This window comes from Micromonospora sp. WMMB482, assembly GCF_019038635.1.
In the GTDB taxonomy this organism is placed as follows: domain Bacteria; phylum Actinomycetota; class Actinomycetes; order Mycobacteriales; family Micromonosporaceae; genus Micromonospora; species Micromonospora marina.
Genome location: NZ_JAHOPD010000020.1, coordinates 4,728,636 through 4,747,500 on the forward strand (window position 1 = coordinate 4,728,636; position 18,865 = coordinate 4,747,500).

At 73.6% G+C, this 18,865-nt stretch carries 18 protein-coding genes; 7 read left to right on the plus strand and 11 right to left on the minus strand.

Annotation, left to right across the window (positions count from 1 at the left end; genetic code table 11):
- Positions 1-77: 77 nt before the first annotated feature.
- Together KSK32_RS23455 and KSK32_RS23460 are read left to right on the plus strand one after the other, a co-directional pair.
- The gene (locus KSK32_RS23455; protein WP_216933141.1) at positions 78-1,178 is read left to right on the plus strand and encodes an LLM class flavin-dependent oxidoreductase; all 1,101 of its coding nucleotides are present in this window, start codon (positions 78-80) and stop codon (positions 1,176-1,178) included.
- Positions 1,175-1,801 (plus strand): FMN reductase, encoded by a 627-nt coding sequence (locus tag KSK32_RS23460; protein ID WP_216933142.1) that lies wholly within the window; start codon positions 1,175-1,177, stop codon positions 1,799-1,801. Before KSK32_RS23455 ends, KSK32_RS23460 begins: the two co-directional genes overlap by 4 nt.
- Positions 1,802-1,993: 192 nt before the next feature.
- Here KSK32_RS23460 and KSK32_RS23465 read toward each other — a convergent pair whose 3' ends face one another.
- Together KSK32_RS23465 and KSK32_RS23470 are read right to left on the minus strand one after the other, a co-directional pair.
- Complete coding sequence (locus KSK32_RS23465; RefSeq protein ID WP_216933143.1) at positions 1,994-2,878, minus strand: universal stress protein; 885 nt, start codon at positions 2,876-2,878, stop codon at positions 1,994-1,996.
- Between the two features lie 70 nt (positions 2,879-2,948).
- Positions 2,949-3,857: a universal stress protein gene (locus KSK32_RS23470; protein WP_216933144.1), complete on the minus strand. Its 909-nt coding sequence runs from the start codon at positions 3,855-3,857 to the stop codon at positions 2,949-2,951.
- A 158-nt stretch (positions 3,858-4,015) separates the two neighbouring features.
- Here KSK32_RS23470 and KSK32_RS23475 point away from each other — a divergent pair, with 158 nt between their 5' ends.
- Positions 4,016-4,486 (plus strand): cyclic nucleotide-binding domain-containing protein, encoded by a 471-nt coding sequence (locus tag KSK32_RS23475; RefSeq protein WP_216933145.1) that lies wholly within the window; start codon positions 4,016-4,018, stop codon positions 4,484-4,486.
- A 36-nt stretch (positions 4,487-4,522) separates the two neighbouring features.
- Here KSK32_RS23475 and pflA read toward each other — a convergent pair whose 3' ends face one another.
- The 5 genes from pflA to ppdK form a co-directional block, all read right to left on the minus strand.
- On the minus strand, positions 4,523-5,305 hold the full coding sequence (gene pflA / locus KSK32_RS23480) for a pyruvate formate-lyase-activating protein (RefSeq protein ID WP_216933146.1): 783 nt from the start codon (positions 5,303-5,305) through the stop codon (positions 4,523-4,525).
- Positions 5,302-7,545, minus strand: coding sequence for a formate C-acetyltransferase (gene pflB / locus KSK32_RS23485; RefSeq protein WP_216933147.1), 2,244 nt, complete (start codon positions 7,543-7,545; stop codon positions 5,302-5,304). Before pflB ends, pflA begins: the two co-directional genes overlap by 4 nt.
- A gap of 65 nt (positions 7,546-7,610) precedes the next feature.
- Complete coding sequence (locus KSK32_RS23490; protein WP_216933148.1) at positions 7,611-8,621, minus strand: zinc-dependent alcohol dehydrogenase; 1,011 nt, start codon at positions 8,619-8,621, stop codon at positions 7,611-7,613.
- A 168-nt stretch (positions 8,622-8,789) separates the two neighbouring features.
- Positions 8,790-9,230, minus strand: coding sequence for a hypothetical protein (locus KSK32_RS23495; RefSeq protein ID WP_216933149.1), 441 nt, complete (start codon positions 9,228-9,230; stop codon positions 8,790-8,792).
- A 12-nt stretch (positions 9,231-9,242) separates the two neighbouring features.
- A complete protein-coding gene (ppdK, locus tag KSK32_RS23500) occupies positions 9,243-11,903 on the minus strand; it encodes a pyruvate, phosphate dikinase (RefSeq protein WP_216933150.1) in 2,661 nt (886 codons plus the stop codon).
- 121 nt (positions 11,904-12,024) lie between these two features.
- Here ppdK and KSK32_RS23505 point away from each other — a divergent pair, with 121 nt between their 5' ends.
- The 3 genes from KSK32_RS23505 (at position 12,025) to KSK32_RS23515 (ending at position 14,687) form a co-directional block, all read left to right on the plus strand.
- Complete coding sequence (locus tag KSK32_RS23505; protein ID WP_254187159.1) at positions 12,025-12,540, plus strand: GNAT family N-acetyltransferase; 516 nt, start codon at positions 12,025-12,027, stop codon at positions 12,538-12,540.
- A gap of 9 nt (positions 12,541-12,549) precedes the next feature.
- On the plus strand, positions 12,550-13,185 hold the full coding sequence (locus tag KSK32_RS23510) for a YgjV family protein (RefSeq protein ID WP_216933152.1): 636 nt from the start codon (positions 12,550-12,552) through the stop codon (positions 13,183-13,185).
- A gap of 146 nt (positions 13,186-13,331) precedes the next feature.
- Positions 13,332-14,687, plus strand: coding sequence for a hemolysin family protein (locus tag KSK32_RS23515; RefSeq protein WP_216933153.1), 1,356 nt, complete (start codon positions 13,332-13,334; stop codon positions 14,685-14,687).
- Positions 14,688-14,747: 60 nt separating this feature from the next.
- On the opposite strand, the gene KSK32_RS23520 is transcribed toward KSK32_RS23515, so the two are convergent.
- The 4 genes from KSK32_RS23520 to KSK32_RS23535 all read right to left on the minus strand — a co-directional run bounded on the left by KSK32_RS23520 (position 14,748) and on the right by KSK32_RS23535 (position 17,110).
- A complete protein-coding gene (locus KSK32_RS23520) occupies positions 14,748-15,065 on the minus strand; it encodes a PRC-barrel domain containing protein (protein ID WP_216933154.1) in 318 nt (105 codons plus the stop codon).
- Complete coding sequence (locus KSK32_RS23525) at positions 15,052-15,432, minus strand: hypothetical protein (RefSeq protein ID WP_216933155.1); 381 nt, start codon at positions 15,430-15,432, stop codon at positions 15,052-15,054. The genes KSK32_RS23520 and KSK32_RS23525 overlap by 14 nt, the downstream gene beginning before the upstream one ends.
- Positions 15,429-16,655, minus strand: coding sequence for an NRAMP family divalent metal transporter (locus KSK32_RS23530; RefSeq protein WP_216933156.1), 1,227 nt, complete (start codon positions 16,653-16,655; stop codon positions 15,429-15,431). The genes KSK32_RS23525 and KSK32_RS23530 overlap by 4 nt, the downstream gene beginning before the upstream one ends.
- A gap of 71 nt (positions 16,656-16,726) precedes the next feature.
- On the minus strand, positions 16,727-17,110 hold the full coding sequence (locus tag KSK32_RS23535) for a PaaI family thioesterase (RefSeq protein WP_175438812.1): 384 nt from the start codon (positions 17,108-17,110) through the stop codon (positions 16,727-16,729).
- Between the two features lie 107 nt (positions 17,111-17,217).
- Between KSK32_RS23535 and tyrS the strand changes: the two genes are divergently transcribed.
- The gene (tyrS, locus tag KSK32_RS23540) at positions 17,218-18,501 is read left to right on the plus strand and encodes a tyrosine--tRNA ligase (protein ID WP_216936313.1); all 1,284 of its coding nucleotides are present in this window, start codon (positions 17,218-17,220) and stop codon (positions 18,499-18,501) included.
- Positions 18,502-18,865 lie beyond the last annotated feature (364 nt).

The following is an 18,865-nucleotide window of genomic DNA, read 5'->3' on the forward strand; positions in this document are numbered from 1 at the left end:
GGAATAGTTGACTCGTCAAATATGTTGTGAGGAGCGATCCCGGGCGACCGGTCCGGACCCCACGCGAGGAGCTGGTCATGCAGTTCGGAGTCTTCACCGTCGGTGACGTCACCGTCGACCCCACGAACGGGCGGCTGCCGTCCGAGCGTGAGCGGATCAAGGCCATGACCGCCATCGCGCTCAAGGCCGAGGAGGTCGGCCTCGACGTCTTCGCCACCGGCGAGCACCACAACCCGCCCTTCGTGCCGTCGTCGCCGACCACCATGCTCGGCTGGATCGCCGCGCGCACCGAACGGCTGCTGCTGTCGACAGCGACCACGCTGATCACCACCAACGACCCGGTGAAGATCGCCGAGGACTACGCGATGCTCCAGCACCTGGCCGACGGCCGGGTGGACCTGATGATGGGCCGCGGCAACACCGGCCCGGTCTACCCCTGGTTCGGGCAGGACATCCGCAACGGCATCCCGCTGGCCATCGAGAACTACGACCTGCTGCACCGGCTGTGGCGCGAGGACGTGGTCGACTGGAAGGGCCGGTTCCGAACGCCGCTGCAGGCGTTCACCTCGACCCCGCGCCCGCTCGACGGCGTCCCGCCGTTCGTCTGGCACGGCTCGATCCGCAGCCCGGAGATCGCCGAGCAGGCCGCGTACTACGGCGACGGTTTCTTCGCCAACCACATCTTCTGGCCCAGGGAGCACACCCAGCGGATGGTGGGCCTCTACCGGGAGCGGTACGCGCACTACGGCCACGGCTCGCCGGACCAGGCCATCGTCGGCCTCGGCGGGCAGGTGTTCATGCGCCGCAACTCGCAGGACGCGGTACGCGAGTTCCGTCCCTACTTCGACAACGCCCCGGTCTACGGGCACGGCCCGTCGCTGGAGGAGTTCACCCGCGAGACGCCGCTGACCGTGGGCAGCCCGCAGCAGGTCATCGACCGCACGCTGGGCTTCCGCGAGTACGTCGGCGACTACCAGCGGCAGCTGTTCCTGATCGACCACGCCGGACTGCCGCTGAAGACGGTGCTGGAGCAGCTCGACCTGCTGGGCGAGGAGGTGGTGCCGGTGCTGCGCAAGGAGTTCGACTCGATGCGTCCGGCGCACGTGCCCGCCGCGCCCACCCACGCGAGCCTGCTGGCCGCCCGGGACGCCGCACCGGCCGCCGGGGAGCAGCGATGACCAGCCGTACCCTGGCGGTGGTCTCGGCCGGTCTCGGCCAGCCGTCGTCGACCCGCCTGCTCGCCGACCAGCTCGCCGCGGCCGCCCGCGGCGAGCTGGCCGGCCGCGGCGCCACTGTGGAACTGCGCGTGGTGGAGCTGCGCGAGCACGCCCACGACGTGGTCAACCATCTGCTCACCGGCTTCGCACCGGCCGGGCTGCGGCTGATGCTCGACGAGGTGGCGGCCGCCGACGGGATGATCGCGGTGACGCCGATCTTCAACGCGTCCTACAACGGGCTGTTCAAGTCGTTCTTCGACGTGGTCGACCGCGACGCGCTCGCCGGCAAGCCGGTGCTGATCGGGGCGACCGGCGGCACCGCCCGGCACTCGCTGGCGCTGGAGCACGCGGTCCGGCCGATGTTCACGTACCTGCGGGCGGCGACGCTGCCCACTGCGGTCTTCGCCGCGCCCGAGGACTGGGCCGGCGACGACGGCGACAGTGCGCTGCGGTCCCGGATCCGCCGGGCCGCGGCCGAACTGGCCGAGCAGGTGGACCGCCGCCCGCCCGCGACCGGCCCGGCCGACCCGTTCGCGCTCACCACCGACTTCGCCGACCTGCTCGCCGGCCGCGACCCGTCCTGACGCCGGGCGGTGCGGTGCGGAGGCGACACCGCTACCGGGCGTGGCCGTCGCCGGCGAACCACGCCGGAGAACTCGTTATGACTGAGAGGCATATTTATGCCTCTCAGTCATGACGCTTGCAAGACATCCGTCTGGCCGGGCGGCTCACCGGACCGGACCGGACCGGACCGGACCGGCCAGCCGCGCGGCGCGTCAGTCGTCGGCCGGTTCGGGCCGGTGGGCGACGAGCACCGGGCAGTGGGAGTGCTGCACCAGCGCCTGGCTGACCGAGCCGAGCAGCAGCCCGGCGAAGCCACCCCGGCCCCGGGAACCGACCACCACGAGCGACGCCTCGCCGCTCGCCTCCACGAGCGCGGTCTCCGGGGACGCGGCGGTCAGCGGCCGCTCCGTCACCCGCAGGCCGGGGTGTGCCGCCCGGACCCGGTCGGCCGCCTCGGCCAGCAACCCCGCGGCCTCGGCCTGCCCGGCGGTGGCCGCCTCCGCCGCGACCTGCGGCGCGACCGCGCCGTGCTCCGGCGACCGGACGTGCGCGAGCACCAGCTCCGCGTCGCGCCGCTCGGCCTCGTCCGCTGCCAGCTCGATCGTGTACGCGGCCGAGTCGGAGCCGTCCACGCCCACCAGGACCGGGCCGTCCACCGGGATCAGCTGCTCCTCCGGGCGGACGATGAGCACCGGGCAGTGCCCGTGCTGCGCGAGCTGCCCGCTGACCGAGCCGAGCAGCAGGCCGGCGAAGCCGCCCACGCCCCGGCTGCCCACCACGACCAGCTCGGCGCGGCGGGACTCCTCGACCATCGCGGCGCCCGGCCCGCCGGCGACCTGGCGTACCTGCACCCGCAGGCCCGGGTGCCGCTCGGTCAGGTCGGCGGCGACCGACTCCAGCATCTTCTCCGCCTCCCCGGTGGGCGCCGGCACCCCCAGGTCGTACGGATTGAGCGGCACGCCGTAGCCCAGCGGGTGCAGGTATCCGTGCACCAGCAGCAGTGGCCGGGAACGGGCGACGGCGGTCGCGGCGGCCAGGTCGGCGGCGGCCAGGCTGGACGGGGATCCGTCCACTCCCGCCACGACGGGTCGGTTCATCTGGTGCTTTCCCTCCGGTCGGCTCAGGCCATTGTGGCGGCACCGGCCCCGCCCGGGCCGGGGAAACAGCTCAGCGGGTCCGGTCGCCCCGGTGCCGGACGACGGCGAGCGGGCTGTGGCAGTGGTGCAGCACGGCGTGGCTGACCGAGCCGAGCAGCAGCGCACCGAGGCTACCGCGCCCGTGCGCGCCGACCACCGTCAGCTGCGCCCCGACGGACTCCTCGACCAGTACCCGGGACGGGGTGGCGGCGCCGACCAGCTTCGGCCGTACCGTGACCTCCGGGTAGCGCTCGGCCCAGCCGGCGACCGCCTCGGCCAGCACCCGCTGCTCGTCGGCGCGCAGCTCCCGTGGGTCGTACGCCAGCGGTACGACGTCGCCGAACGCCTCCCGGTAGGTCACCGGCTGCGGGTAGAGCCACGTGTGCACCACGACGAGTTCGGCGCCGCGCGCCGCGGCCTCGGCGAACGCGAACCCGACCGCCTCGGCGGACAGCGCCGAACCGTCCACGCCGACCACCACCGGGCCGTCGGCGCGGGCCTCGCCCCGGACGACGAGCACCGGGCAGTCCGCGCGGGCGGAGAGCTGCACCGCGGCGGAGCCGACCAGGAGCTCGGCGAAGCCGCCCAGTCCCCGGTGACCGAGCACGAGCAGCGCGGCGTCGCGGCTCTCCCGCAGCAGCACCGCGACCGGCCCGCCGTCGACCACCGCGCCGGTCACCGCCAGGTCCGCGTCGACCTTGCGGGCCTCGTCCACCGCCTCCTCGACCAGCTTCTCGGCCTCCTGCCGCAGCTCGATGTCGGGCAGCACCGGGGCGACCATGCCCAGCGGCGTGCCGACCAGCGGCCACAGGAACGCGTTCACCACCCGCAGCGGCCGGTGCCGCAGCACCGCCTCGCGTGCGGCCAGCCGTACCGCGTCCAGCGCGGACGGAGAGCCGTCCACGCCCACCACGACGGGGGCACCGGTTCTGTCGGTCATCGCGTCCTCCTTCGGTTCCCCCTCAGCCTGCGCCGACGGCCCGCACCTGGGCAGAGTCGATCCGCCCGGCCCGGCCGGGACCATCGGCCCCTACCGGCCGGGGCGGTGGCGAGGTGGAATGGGACCAGTGCTCCCCTCCTGTCGACCCTGGAGGCGTGATGACCCCGCTGGAGATGCTCCGCGTCCACCCGTTCCTGGCCGGGCTGCCCGACGAGTGGCTGCCCCGGCTCACCGGGTACGCCCGGCCGGTGGTCTGGCACCCCGGGCACCGGCTGTTCCGCGCAGGCGCGCCGGCCGACCGGTTCTGGCTGGTGCGCGGCGGCCAGGTGGCGCTGGACTTCCCGGTGCCGGGGCGCGGAGACGTGGGCATCGAGACGATCGGGCCGGGCGGCGTGCTCGGCTGGTCCTGGCTGTTCCCGCCGTACCGCTGGCAGTTCGGCGCGGTCGCCACCCAGCGCAGCACCGCTGTCGAGCTCGACGCCGACGGGGTACGCCGGCTGATGGAGTCCGATGACACGCTCGGCCGTCAGCTCACCGCCCGCTTCATGAGCGTGGTGGTGGACCGCCTCCAGGCGTCCCGGGTCCGGCTGCTCGACCTGTACGGCTATCCGACCGCGGCGGCGAGCTAGGGCTCGACGCTCGCGGACGACGCGGCGGCGGACCGATCAGGTGACGGTGAGACCGCGGGCGGCGAACTGGCCGCGTACCCGGGTCAGCAGCGCGGCATCGGGCGGCTCGGTGTCAGCCAGCGGGAAGGTCAGGCCCAGCTCGGCGTACTTGTGCGCGCCGAGCCGGTGGAACGGCAGCACCTCGACGCGCTGCACCGTGGCCAGCCCGGCCGCCACGTCGGCCACCCGCTCCACCTCGTCGGCCGCGTCGGTCAGGCCGGGCACCAGCACGTACCGGATCCAGATCGGCGTACCCCGGTCGGCCAGCCGTTGCGCGAAGCGCAGCGTCGGGGCGAGCCGCCCGGTGCCGGTGACCCGGCGGTACGTCTGCGGGTTACCCGCCTTGACGTCGAGCAGCACCAGGTCGGTGGCGTCCAGCAGCGCGTCGTCGGCGCGGACGCCGAGGAGACCGGAGGTGTCCAGCGCGGTGTGCAGGCCGAGGTCGTGGCAGCGGCGCAGCAGTTCGCCGGTGAACGCCGGTTGCAGCAGCGGCTCCCCGCCGCTGACGGTGACGCCGCCGCCCGCCACCTGGATGAACCGGCGGTACCGGGTGGCGAGCGCGACCATCTCGTCCACCGTGCGGCGGCGGCCGCTGCGGCCGTACCAGGTGTCCGGGCTGTGGCAGTAGCGGCAGCGCAGCGGGCAGCCGGCCAGGAAGACCACGAACCGGGTGCCCGGCCCGTCCACCCCGACCGACGTGTCCCAGGAGTGCACCGCCCCGGTGACGCACCCCGGCGCCGCGGCAGTGACCTGCGGCGGCGCGGGCGGGCGGCCGGTCACAGCGACCCGTGGAAGGTCCGCGACACCACGTCGCGCTGCTGCTCCGGCGTGAGCCGGACGAAGTTCACCGCGTATCCGGAGACCCGGACGGTGAGCTGCGGGTACCGCTCCGGGTGCGCCATCGCGTCCAGCAGCGTGGCCCGGTCCAGCACGTTGACGTTGAGGTGGAACCCACCGGCGTCGGCGTAGCCGTCGAGCACCCCGGCCAGGTTGGCGATCCGCTCGTCGCGGGTGTGGCCGAGCCCGTCCGGCGTGACGGTGCCGGTCAGCGAGATGCCGTCGCGGGCCGCGTCGTACGGCAGCTTCGCCACCGACAGCGCCGACGCGACCAGGCCGTGCGTGTCCCGCCCGTTCATCGGGTTCGCCCCCGGCGCGAACGGCTCACCGGCGCGCCGCCCGTCCGGCGTGTTGCCGGTGTGCCTGCCGTACACCACGTTCGAGGTGATGGTGAGCACCGACATGGTCAGCTCCGCGTCGCGGTACGTGCGCTGCCGGCGCAGCTTCTCCGCGAACGTCTCGACCAGCCACACCGCGATCTCGTCGGCCCGGTCGTCGTCGTTGCCGTATGTCGGGAAGTCGCCCTCGGCCGCGTAGTCGACCGCCAGTCCGGACTCGTCGCGCAGCACCTTCACCCGGCCGTACCGGATGGCGGACAGGCTGTCCACGGCGACCGACAGCCCGGCGACGCCGGTGGCCATGAACCGGCGCACCGGGTGGTCGTGCAGCGCCATCTCCAGCCGCTCGTACGCGTACCTGTCGTGCTGGTGGTGGATCACGTTCAGCGCGTCCACGTACGTCTGCGCCAGCCAGTCCAGCGTCCGGTCGTACGCGGACAGCACCTCGTCGTAGTCGAGCGTCTCGCCGCCGACCGGCGCGGCCGGCGGGGCCACCTGCGCGCCGGTCAGCTCGTCCCGGCCGCCGTTGATCGCATACAGCAGCGCCTTCGCGAGGTTCACCCGGGCACCGAAGAACTGCATGTCCCGGCCGACCCGCATGGCCGACACGCAGCAGGCGATCGCGGTGTCGTCGTCGTACGCCGGACGGATCAGCTCGTCGTTCTCGTACTGGATGGCGCTGGTGTCCAGCGACACCTGGGCGCAGAACCGCTTGAACCCCTCCGGCAGGCGGGGCGACCAGAGCACTGTGAGGTTCGGCTCCGGCGCCGGGCCGAGGTTGTAGAGCGTCTGGAGGTAGCGGAACGTGGTGCGGGTGACCAGCGGGCGGCCGTCCGCGCCCATCCCGCCGAGCGACTCGGTGACCCAGGTCGGGTCGCCGGAGAACAGCTGGTCGTACTCGGGGGTGCGCAGGAAGCGGATGATCCGCAGCTTGATCACGAAGTCGTCGATCAGCTCCTGCGCGCCGCTCTCGTCCAGCCGCCCCTCGGCGACGTCCCGCCGCAGGTAGGCGTCGACGAACCCGGCGGTGCGGCCCAGCGACATCGCGGCGCCGTTCTGCTCCTTGGTGGCGGCCAGGTAGGCGAAGTAGAGCCACTGGATCGCCTGCGCGCCGGTCGCGGCCGGGCGGGAGATGTCGAAGCCGTACGAGGCTGCCATCTCCTTCAGCTCACCGAGCGCGCGGATCTGCTCGGCCAGTTCCTCCCGGTCGCGGATCACGTCGTCGGTGCTGCGCCGGTCGTCGAGCGCGGCCTTGAGCGTCCGGCGCTCCTCGACCAGCCGGTCCACGCCGTACAGCGCCACCCGGCGGTAGTCGCCGATGATCCGCCCGCGCCCGTACGCGTCGGGCAGACCGGTGATGACGTGCGACCGCCGTGCCGCGAGCACGCTCTCCGGGTACGCGTCGAACACCGCGTCGTTGTGGGTGCGGCGATACCGGGTGAAGATCTCGTGCACACGCGGGTCCGGCTCACGCCCGTACGCGCGCAACGCCGTCTCCACCATCCGCAGCCCGCCGGCCGGCATGATCGCCCGCCGCAGCGGCGCGTCGGTCTGCAACCCGACGATCAGCTCCCGCTCCCGGTCGATGTAGCCGGGTGCGTGCGAGGTGATCGCCGACGGGGTGGCCGCGTCGACGTCGTACACGCCGCGCCGCCGCTCCTCGCCGAACATCTCCCGCAGCCGGTCCCACACGGCGAGCGTGCGCGGCGTCGGCCCGGCGAGGAACGACGCGTCCCCGGTGTACGGCTCGTGGTTGTGGCGGACGAAGTCGGCCACGTCGACTGTCTCCTGCCACGCTCCGGCGTGGAATCCGCGCCAGGGGGCCAGGGGTTCGGTGGCGGTCATGTCGGTCCCTCTCCGGACGTCGGCGGGCCCCGGTCCACGCGGGGTGCGGGGACCGGGGGCGGGGGTCAGGGCTGGAGCACGAGCCGGGCGGCGACCCGGCCGGCGAGGACGTCGTCCACCGCGTCGTTGATGTCGTCCAGCTTGCGGGTCTCGTAGACGACCTGGGTGCGGCCGGCGGCGTGCAGCGCGAAGACCTCGGCCAGGTCGGCGCGGGTGCCGACGATCGAGCCGAGCACCGTGATGCCCTTGAGCACCGTCTCGAAGACGGGCAGGGTGATCGCGTTGTCGGCGGGCAGCGACACCAGCACCAGCCGGCCGCCGCGGCGCAACGAGCGGTGCGCCTGCTCGATCACCCGGGGGCTCGCGGCGAGCACGATCGCCACGTCCACGCCGCCCAGGGCGGTGATCCGCTCGACCGGGTCGGTGGTGGCGGCGTCGACCGTGTGGGCGGCGCCCAGCGACGTGGCCAGCTCCAGCTTCTCGGCGGTCACGTCCACCGCCACCGTCTCGGCGCCGAAGATCTGCGCGTACTGCTGGGCGAGGTGGCCCAGCCCGCCGATGCCGAAGATCGCGACCCGCTCGCCCGGCCGCACCCCGGCGACCTTGACGGCCTTGTACGTGGTGACGCCCGCACAGGTCAGCGGCGCGGCCTCGAACGGGTCCACGCCGTCGGGGACGCGGACCGCGTAGCGGGCGGCGGCCACCGCGTACTCGGCGTGCGCGCCGTCGATGCCGTAGCCGGTGTTGCGCTGCGACTCGCACAGCGTCTCCCAGCCGGTCACGCAGTACGCGCAGGTGCCGCAGGCCCAGCCGAGCCAGGGCAGCGCGACCCGGTCGCCGACGGCGTGCTCGGTGACACCGGGGCCGACCTTCTCGACCAGGCCGACACCCTCGTGGCCGGGCACGAACGGCGGTGTGGGCTTCACCGGCCACTCGCCGCGGGCGGCGTGGATGTCGGTGTGGCAGAGTCCGCTGGCTTCGATGCGGACCAGGATCTCGCCGGGACCGGCCTCCGGCACGGGACGCTCGGCGATCTCCATCGGACGGTCGAACGCGGTGACGACACTGGCGCGCATCGGGGGCCTCCCTCGGTCTCGTTCTCACTGTCAGCCTCGTCCTCCCGGGCGCTGCCGGGCAGGGGCGCAGGACCGCGGTGACCCGGGACCAACGGCCCCCTCCGGGGCGGGTGGGGGAACGGCGGTACGGCCGCCGGTGACGTACCGGCGGCCGTACCCCCTGGGTGGTCAGCGGTCGACGACCAGGCGGCGAGCCCGCAGCAGGCGCGCCCACCAGGGCCGGTCGTCCGGGCGCAGCCGCGGCGCCGGCACGCCGCGCAGGCTGACCCATCCGCCGGGCCCCATGGTGACGGTGCCGACCGACGGCGGGCGGCGCCGCGACCACACCGCCACGGCGGCGGTGAGCGCGGCCACCGCGAACGCGCCGGTGGCGGCGGCGACGAGCTGGTCGGGTTCGACCACGCGCCGGTAGCGGACCCGGCCGCCGGCCGCGACGAACACGCCGACCGGGCGGCCGTCGCGGGTCACCGGCACCAGCGCGGCGTCCCCCGGCAGCTCCAGCACCGGGCCGACCGGCCCGGCCGGGGTGGGGACGGGCGTCGCGGGCGGCGGCGCGGGCCGGGGGACCGGCGTGACAGCCGGTCCGGTCGGGTTGAAGACGGCGGTCATGGCGCTGCCCTCCTAGCGGGAGTCGGACTTCTCGGTGCGGGCCTCGACAGCGGCCCGGCCGGCGGCCAGCCGCGCCACCGGCACCCGGTACGGCGAGCAGGAGACGTAGTCGAGCCCGGCGGCGGCGAAGAACCCGATCGAGTCCGGGTCGCCGCCGTGCTCACCGCAGACCCCGACGGTCAGGTCCGGCCGGGCCGCCCGTCCCTCGGCGACGGCGAGGCGGACCAGCCGGCCCACGCCGGTGGCGTCGATGCTCTCGAACGGCGACACCGGGAAGATCCCCCGGGCCAGGTACGCGGAGAAGAACGCCCCCTCCACGTCGTCCCGGGAGAACGCCCAGGTCATCTGCGTCAGGTCGTTGGTGCCGAAGGAGAAGAAGTGCGCCTCGGCGGCGATATCGCCGGCGGTCAGCGCCGCCCGGGGCGTCTCGATCATGGTGCCGACCGGGATGTCCGGTGCGTCAGGCACCTCGGCCAGCACCCGCCGTGCCTCGTCCGCCACCGCGGCGAGTTCCCGGACGTCCCCGACCAGCGGCACCATGATCTCCGGGCACGGGTCACCGCCGGCCCGGATCCGCTGCGCGGCGGCCTCGGCCAGCGCCCGCACCTGCATCGCGAACAGGCCCGGCACCACCAGTCCGAGCCGTACGCCCCGCAGCCCCAGCATCGGGTTCGTCTCGTGCATCCGGCGCACCGCCGCCAGCAGCACGCCGTCGTGGCCCGGTTCCTCGCCGCGCGCCTGCGCGCCCGCCACCCGCGCGGTCAGCTCGGCCAGCGGAGGCAGGAACTCGTGCAGCGGCGGGTCGAGCAGCCGGACGGTGACGGGCAGCCCGTCCATCGCGGTGAGCAGCCCGAGGAAGTCGGCCCGCTGCAACGGCAGCAGCTCGTCCAGCGCCGCGCCGACCTCGGCCGGGCCGTCGGCCAGGATCAGCCGCTCGACCAGTTCCCGGCGCTCGCCGAGGAACATGTGCTCGGTGCGGCACAGCCCGATCCCGGCGGCGCCGAGCTCGCGGGCCCGGCGGGCGTCGTCCGGCGTGTCCGCGTTGGCGCGGACGCCGAGCGTGCGCACCGCGTCGGCGTGGCCGAGCAGCCGGTGCACGGCGGCGACCAGCGGGTCGGCCTCCGGCCGCAGCTCACCGGTCAGGTACCGGGCCACCGGCGACGGCTGCACCGGCACCTCGCCGAGCCAGATCCGCCCGTTGGTGCCGTCGATCGAGATCACCTCGCCGGCGCGCACCACCTGCTCGCCCACCGTGAACTCGCCGCGCTCGACGTCGATGACCAGCGCCTCGGCGCCGCACACGCAGGTCCGGCCCATGCCCCGGGCCACCACGGCGGCGTGCGAGGTCTTCCCGCCGCGCGAGGTGAGCACCCCGGCCGCGGCGATCATGCCGGGCAGGTCGTCCGGGTTGGTCTCCGGCCGGACCAGGATCACCGGTCCGTCGGCCGCCGCCGCGGCGGCCGAGTCGAACACCACCCGCCCGACCGCGGCGCCGGGCGAGGCGCCGACGCCGACCGCGAGCGGCTCGGGCGCGTCGGCGGCGTCGAAGGCCGGGAACATCAGCTGGGCGAGCTGCTCCCCGCTGACCCGGGTCAGCGCCTCGTCGGCCGTGATCACGCCCTCCTCGGCCAGCTGCGCGGCGATCACGAACGCCGCCGCCGCGGTGCGCTTGCCGACCCGCGTCTGGAGCATCCACAGCCGGCCGCGCTCGATGGTGAACTCGACGTCGCACAGGTCGCGGTAGTGCCGCTCCAGCGTCGCCATGATCTCCCGCAGCCGGTGGAAGCTCGCCGGGTCCAACCGCTCCAGCTCGGTCAGCGGCACCGTGTTGCGGATGCCCGCCACCACGTCCTCGCCCTGCGCGTCGGTCAGGTAGTCGCCGTACACGCCGGGGGCGCCGGTGGCCGGGTCGCGGGTGAACGCCACCCCGGTGCCGGAGTCCGGGCCGAGATTGCCGAACACCATCGCCATCACGTTGACGGCGGTGCCCAGGTCGTCCGGGATGCGCTCCTGCCGCCGGTAGATCCGGGCCCGCTCCGAGTGCCAGGACTCGAACACCGCGCGCACGGCCAGGAACAGCTGCTCGTGCGGGGCCTGCGGGAAGTCGTGCCCGACGTGCCGGACGAAGATCTTCTTGTACGTCTCGACCAGGTCGCGCAACTGCCCGGCGTCCGGCCCGTCCGGCCCGGCGGTGGCCCGCAGCGCGGCCAGCTCGTGCTCGAACTCCTCGGCCGGGATGCCGTGCACGGTCCGGCCGAACATCTGGATCAGCCGCCGGTACGAGTCCCAGGCGAACCGTTCGTCACCGGTGCGCTCGGCCAGCCCGGCCACCGTGGTGTCGTTGAGCCCGATGTCGAGGATCGTCTCCATCATCCCCGGCATCGAGTACCGCCCGCCGGAACGCACCGCCAGCAGCAGCGGGTCACCCGGGTCGCCCAGCCACCGGTCCAGCCGCGCCTCCACCTCCCGCAGATGCGCGCCTATCTCCTCGTACAGGCCGTCCGGCGGCGCGCCGGTGGCCAGGTACGCCCGGCAGGCGTCGGTGGTGACGGTGAACCCGGGCGGCACCGGCAACCCGAGCCGGGTCATCTCGGCGAGGTTCGCGCCCTTGCCGCCGAGCAGGCCGGCCCGGCTGCGGTCACCCTCGATGAAGTCGTAGACGTACTTCGGCATGGTCCGGCCTCCTCGACTGCGTCGTTCCACCTCCTTGGTAACCGGGCCGGCCGGCCGCGCGGCAGGGCCGGACGGGACACACACCGGGCCGGAGGTCCCGAGCGTGTCGGTGGGGCCACGTATGGTTCCGGCCGTGACCAACGAGGTGCTGCTCCGCCCGGTGCGCGACGACGACCTGCCCGCCTTCTTCGCCCACGAGCAGGATCCGCAGGCGAACTGGATGGCCGCGTTCGGCCCGACGGACCCGTCCGACCGGGCCGCGTTCGACGCGCACTGGGCGCGCATCCGCGCCGACGCGCGCATCGTCAACCGGGCCGTCACCGTCGACGGCGAGCTGGTCGGCCGGGTCGCCGCGTTCCCGGTCGGCGAGCACACCGAGGTCAGCTACTGGATCGACGCGGCGCACTGGGGGCGCGGCCACGCCACCGCGGCGCTGCGCGCGCTGCTGCGCGAGGTGCCGCACCGGCCGCTGCGCGCCCGCGCCGCCAAGGACAACGCCGCCTCGCTCGCGGTGCTGCGCAAGTGCGGCTTCGTCGTGGTCGGCGAGGACTCCGGGTACGCTCCGGCACGCGGCACCGAGGTCGAGGAGTACCTGCTGGAGCTGCCCGCCGAGGGGCCTGACCAGGCAGACCGCTAGTCTCCCCGGGTGAACTGGCTGGAAATCGCCGGCTGGGCCGGCTCCGCGCTGCTGGTCTGGTCCCTGCTGCAGACCCGGATCCTGCGGTTGCGCGCGCTCAACCTGGTCGGCTGCCTCATCCTGATCGGCTACAACACCGCCGTGCAGGTCTGGCCGATGGTCGGGCTGAACGTGGTCCTCGCCGTGATCAACGTGTGGTACCTGCGCAAGCTGCTGGCGACCCGGCACGACGAACAGACCTACCAGGTGGTCGAGGTGGGCACCGGCGACGCGTTCCTGGCGCACACGCTGCGGGTGCACGCCGCCGACATCGCCCGGTTCAACCCGGGCTTCCACTGGGATCCGGCCGCCGCCGACCGCTCGGCGTTCCTCGTGGTACGCGCCGACGAGGTGGTCGGCGTGATGCTCTCGCACGCCGAACCGGGCGGGGTGGCCCAGGTCGACCTGGACTACGTGACCCCGCCGTTCCGTGACTTCACCCCGGGGGAGTTCGTCTACCGGCGCAGCCGGCTGTTCACCGACCGGGGCTTCCGCCGGGTGGTCAGCCCGCCCGGCATGATCGCCCCCTACTACCACCGGCTCGGGTTCCGCCCCGAGGGCGGCGCGTACGTGCTCGACCTGCCGGTCCCCACCACGAGCGGGTGAACCGGGCGCCCGGCGAGCGCCGCTCAGCGATCGCACAGGATTCAGGCGCGGACCGGCGGGGCAACAGAGGGCCACGCCGACCGGATCTGCCGGCCGGCGAGTCGGCTGTCGGCCGACCCGGATCGGGCCGAGGGAGATAACCGGTCGTGCAGAGCTACTGGAGCCAGCTTGCCCTGGTCGGTGTGCTGGTGATCCTCAACGCGGCGTTCGCCGGCAGCGAGATGGCCCTGGTGTCCCTGCGTGACAGTCAGGTGCAGCGGCTGGAGCGCAGCAGCCGGGGCGGACGGACACTCGCCCGTCTCGCGAAGGATCCGAACCGGTTCCTGGCCACGATCCAGATCGGCATCACGCTCGCCGGGTTCCTCGCCTCCGCCGCCGCCGCGGTGTCCCTGGCCAAGCCGCTCGTCCCGCTGCTGAGCGTCTTCGGCAACGCCGCCGAGACCGTCGCCATCGTCGCGGTCACCCTGGTGCTCACGTTCGTCACGCTCGTCTTCGGCGAGCTGGCCCCGAAGCGGATCGCCATGCAGTCGGCCGAGCGGTGGGCGCTGCTGGTGGCCCGCCCGCTGGACGTGCTCTCCAGCATCACCCGGCCCGCCGTCTGGCTGCTGGGCGCCACCACCGACCTGGTGGTACGCCTGTTCGGCCTGGACCCGAAGGCCGAACCGGACGAGATCGGCCCGGACGAGCTGCGCGACATCGTGGCCGGCAACCACGGCTTCACCAAGGAACAGCGCACGATCATCGCCGGTGCGGTGGAGATCGCCGACCGGCAGTTGCGCGCGGTGCTCGTACCCCGGTTGCAGGTCTTCACGCTCGACAGCGGCACCACCGCGGAGGCCGCGCGGCTCGTCCTGGCGGCGACCGGCCACTCCCGTGCGCCGGTGGTCCGCCACGGCGGCCTGGACGAGGCGGTGGGCGTCATCCACCTGCGGGACCTGGTCGGTGTCTCCGACGACCGGCCGGTCGACGAGATCGCCCGCCCGCCGATGCTGCTGCCGGACTCGCTGCCGGTGGTCGACGCGCTGCGCCAGTTCAAAGCCGAACGCCAGCACATCGCGCTCGTGGTCGACGAGCGCGGCGCGGTCGACGGGATCGTGACGCTGGAGGACATCCTGGAGGAGATCGTCGGCGAGATCTACGACGAGACCGACCGGGACCTGCGCGCCGTGCGCACCGAGGCCGACGGCACGCTGGTGCTGCCCGGCACGTTCCCGGTGCACGACCTGACCGACCTCGGCGTGGAGCTGCCGAACCGGCCGGCGGGCGACTACACCACTGTCGCCGGGCTGGTGCTGATCTGCCTCGGGCACATCCCGACGGTGGCGGGGGAGCAGGTGACGGTGGACGGCTGGGAGCTGTCGGTGGCCGGCGTCGACCAGCGGGCCATCACCGAGGTGCACGTCCGCCGTCGAGGCCGCCACGACGGCTCCCCGCAGGGCGACACCACCGACGACGCCGCCGACCCGGCCGACGCCCCCGAACTCGACGAGGCACGCCGCTGACCGGCGCCGGGCGCTCGCTTCACCGGGTGGCCGGGACTGGCTGGTGCGCCGCCGCCCGGCTCAGCGGCGCCCGGCCGGCGGGCCGAACGGGAAACCGGGCACCGGCGGGAGCAGTTGCACCGCGTCGGCGGGCAGCTGGCGGGTGCTCCGCCCGACCAGCCGGGCGATCACCCGCAGCAGCCACGGCCCGGAGGGATGCAGCTCGGGACCGATCAGCCGACTGATCACCCGGGTCCACCAGTGCCCGGCGACGATCACGTCGGTGATCCGCAGCCGGTCCGGCGGCCACCCGCCGCGCACCACCACGTCCACCACCCGGCCCAGCCGCCGCCCGCGCAGGTCGTACGCGGTGCGGCCGAGCAGCTCACCCGCTCGCACGGCCGGACCCCGGGATCCGCTCGATCAGGTGCCGGCGCAGCCACGCCTCCACCGGCGACGGCGGCAGGTCCGCCGCCGGGCAGCGCAGCCGTACCGCGCTGTCCACCCGGGCGACCTGGGACAGCGGTACGCGCAACGGCGGCACCGGAGGGTCGTCGGTGAACCGGTCCGCCACCGCCACCAGCAGCCGCCCGACCCGCCCGCCGATCCGCTCCCCGAGCGCGCCCTGCCCGGTGAGCAGGCAGTCCACGTACGGGAAACCCTCGTCGTCGACAGCGAACGCGATGTCGTCGACGCGCCCGACGAGCAGCCCGTCCACGTCGACGATCTGCCGGTCGAGCAGCCGCTTGGCGAGCTGAACCCTCATCGCCCCATCCCCGTCATGACCGCCAGTGGGATCGCCGCCACCGAGGCCGCGACGATGAGCACCAGGAACACCGCGCCGAGCAGGTTCATCCACCGCCCGTTGACCCGGTCGCCGAGATACCCGCGGTCGTTGGCGACCACCAGGATCGGCAGGTACGTCAGCGGCAGCACCACCGCGCTCAGCACCAGCATGTACTCGGTCAGCCGCACCGGGTCCACAGTCGTCATCAGCATCACCACACCGAGCAGCAGGCCGACGAGCAGCACGCTGTGGAACCGGGCCGCCTCCCGGGGGCGGACCCGTTTGCCCCACTGCCACCCGAAGTACTGCGCCGCCGCGTACGCCGCCGACAGCCCGGTCTCCAGCGCCGCGCCGAACGTCACCGCGAAGAACGCCAGCACCGCGGCGGCCAGGCCGGCGCCACCGAGCGCATTCGCCACCGGCCGCGCCACCTCGTCCAGCGTGCTCAGCGACGCCCCGGACGGGTGGTAGGCCACCGTCGCCACGGCGATCAGCGACAACGCCAGGAACCCGCCCACCGGAAAACCGATCAGCACGTTCGAACGGGCCCGCGCCAGGTCCGCCGCGCTCCACCGTTCCTCCACGCCGCCGGAGGAGAAGAAGAACACCTCGTACGGGCTGACGGTCGAGGCGAACAGCGCCACCGCCACGAACCAGTACAGCGGCCAGCCGTGCCCGGACGCGCCGACCTGCCACATGCCCTGCCCGAGTGCCGGCCAGTCGGTCGGCAGCGCCACCAGCGCGACCGCGAACACCAGCAGCGCCAGCCCGGCCAGGCCGAAGATCCGCTCCATCAGTTCGAACCGCAGCCGCCACAGCACCAGCCAGACGGCCAGCGCCGCGAGCGGCACCCAGAACAGGTGGCTCAGCCGGGTCGCCAGTTGCAGCGCCAGCGCCACCCCGCCCAGCTCCGCGGCGAGCGTGACCACCGTGACCAGCCACGACGCGGCCAGGTTGAGCAGCGCCACCCGCGGCCCGAGCCGCTCCCGGACCAGGTCGAACACCGCCCGTCCGCTCACCGCCGCGATCCGGCCGGCCATCTCCGCGTACGCGCAGATGCCGACCACCCCGACCAGCAGCACCCAGGTGTGGGCCATGCCGAACAGCGCGCCGGCCTGACTGGCCGCCACCAGGTCGCCGATGTCGACGAAGCCGCCGACCGCCGACAGCACGCCGAGCGTGGCGGCGAACAGCTTCCTCACGTCGGGCCGGGAGCGGACGTCCTCACCGAGGCGACGATATCGGCGTCAGTGCCCGGTTTCGGGCGAATGCGTCAGGCGGCGGTGAGGTTCTGCAGCCGTACCTGACCTCGGGCCACCAGCCGGCCGTCGGCGTCGGTGATCTCCACGAGCCAGAGCTGCTGGCTGCGGCCCCGGTGCACCGGCGTGCCGACAGCGGTCAGCTCGCCGTCACGCACCGCGCGCAGGAAGTCGGTCTGGTTCGACACCCCGACGACGTTGCCCTTGTCGCCCAGCCAGAGCGCGCCGCCGATGCTCGCAGCCGTCTCCACCACCGAGCAGTAGACGCCGCCGTGCTGGATCCCGTACGGCTGGTGCAGCTCCGGGCGCACCTTCCAGCGGATCACCACCCGGTCCCCGCTGACCTCGTCGAACGTCAGGCCCAGCAGGGCCACGAAGCCACCGGTCAGGTTCGGCATGTCCACCGCGGTTCCTCCTCGCGTTCGACGGCGCCGCCAGCCTAGTCGCCGCCACGTCGGCAAACCCGGTACGGGCCGGGGGTGGGAATGGGGGAGAATCGGTGACCGTGACCGACAGCAACCTCCCGCAGGGGCGGGACTCCCTGACCGACGACCTGCTGTGGCGGGGCCTGATCCAGGACTCGACCGGCCTCGACGAACTGCGCGAGCTGCTCGACGGCGGGAGCACCACCTTCTACGTGGGCTTCGACCCCACCGCGCCGAGCCTGCACATCGGCAACCTGATGCAGGTCGTCATGGCCCGCCGGCTCCAGCAGGCCGGGCACCGGCCGCTGCTGCTGGTCGGTGGCGCCACCGGGCAGATCGGCGACCCGAAGGAGAGCGCGGAGCGGACGCTGAACCCGCCCGAGGTGATCGCCGGCTGGGTGGAGCGCATCCGCGAGCAGCTCTCGCCGTTCGTCACGTACTCCGGGGAGAACGCGGCGCAACTGGTCAACAACCTGGACTGGACCGGCGAGATGTCGGTGGTCGAGTTCCTCCGGGACGTCGGCAAGCACTTCCCGGTGAACAAGATGCTCGCCCGCGAGGTGGTCAAGGCGCGGCTGGAGACGGGCATCAGCTACACCGAGTTCAGCTACCAGCTGCTCCAGGCCAACGACTACTTCGAGCTGCACCGCCGGCACGGCTGCCGGCTCCAGTACGGCGGCTCCGACCAGTGGGGCAACATCACCGCCGGGGTGGACTACATCCGGCGGCGCGGCGCGGGGCCGGTCGAGGCGTTCACGACGCCGCTGGTGACCAAGGCCGACGGCACCAAGTTCGGCAAGAGCGAGACCGGCACGGTCTGGCTCGACCCGCAGATGACCAGCCCGTACGCGTTCTACCAGTTCTGGGTCAACGCCGACGACCGGGACGTCAGCCGCTACCTGCGGTACTTCAGCTTCCGCTCCCGCGAGGAGCTGGAGGAGCTGGAGAAGGCCACAGCGGAGCGCCCGCAGGCGCGCCTGGCCCAGCGGGCGCTGGCCGAGGAGCTGACCACGCTCGTGCACGGCGAGCGGGAGATGGCGCAGGCGGTCGCCGCGAGCCAGGCGCTCTTCGGGCGGGGTTCGCTCGACGAGCTGTCCCCGGAGACGCTGCGCGCCGCGCTGACCGAGGCCGGCCTGGTGCACCTCGACGAGTTGCCGGACGTGGCCGGCCTGCTCAAGGAGTCGGGCCTGGTGCCGAGCATGAAGGAGGCCCGACGGGTGATCGCCGAGGGCGGAGCGTACGTCAACAACACCCGGATCTCCGCTGTGGACGCCACCGTTTCCGTTGACGACCTGCTCCACGGCCGGTACCTCGTCCTGCGCCGGGGGAAGCGCTCGTTCGCCGGCGTCGAACTGCGCGGATAGCCGCCTGTCGACTGTGTGACGCGGGACGCGCCCAGCGGATTTGACGATTACTCCGCTGGGCGCGTAACTTTCTCTCTGCCAGCGCGGAACGGACGAAACAGGGCGAAAGACCTGAAGGCCGGAGCGCAGGACCTGAGAACCGGGTGGTGCCCCGGATTCGCCGGGAGGCGGATTTGGCGAGGCGGAACCGACCGGGTAAGGTAGTCGACCGGCAGGGATGCGGACGAGCCAGTGGGAAACCACGGGCGGCCGGCCTGCCGAATTCCTCGGAACGACCGGCGGGAGTCGGTCGGATCGGGGTGCCCGGTAAAAGGGTGATGCACGACAAACCGGGAAACACCGGTTTGACACGGCAGAAACCACC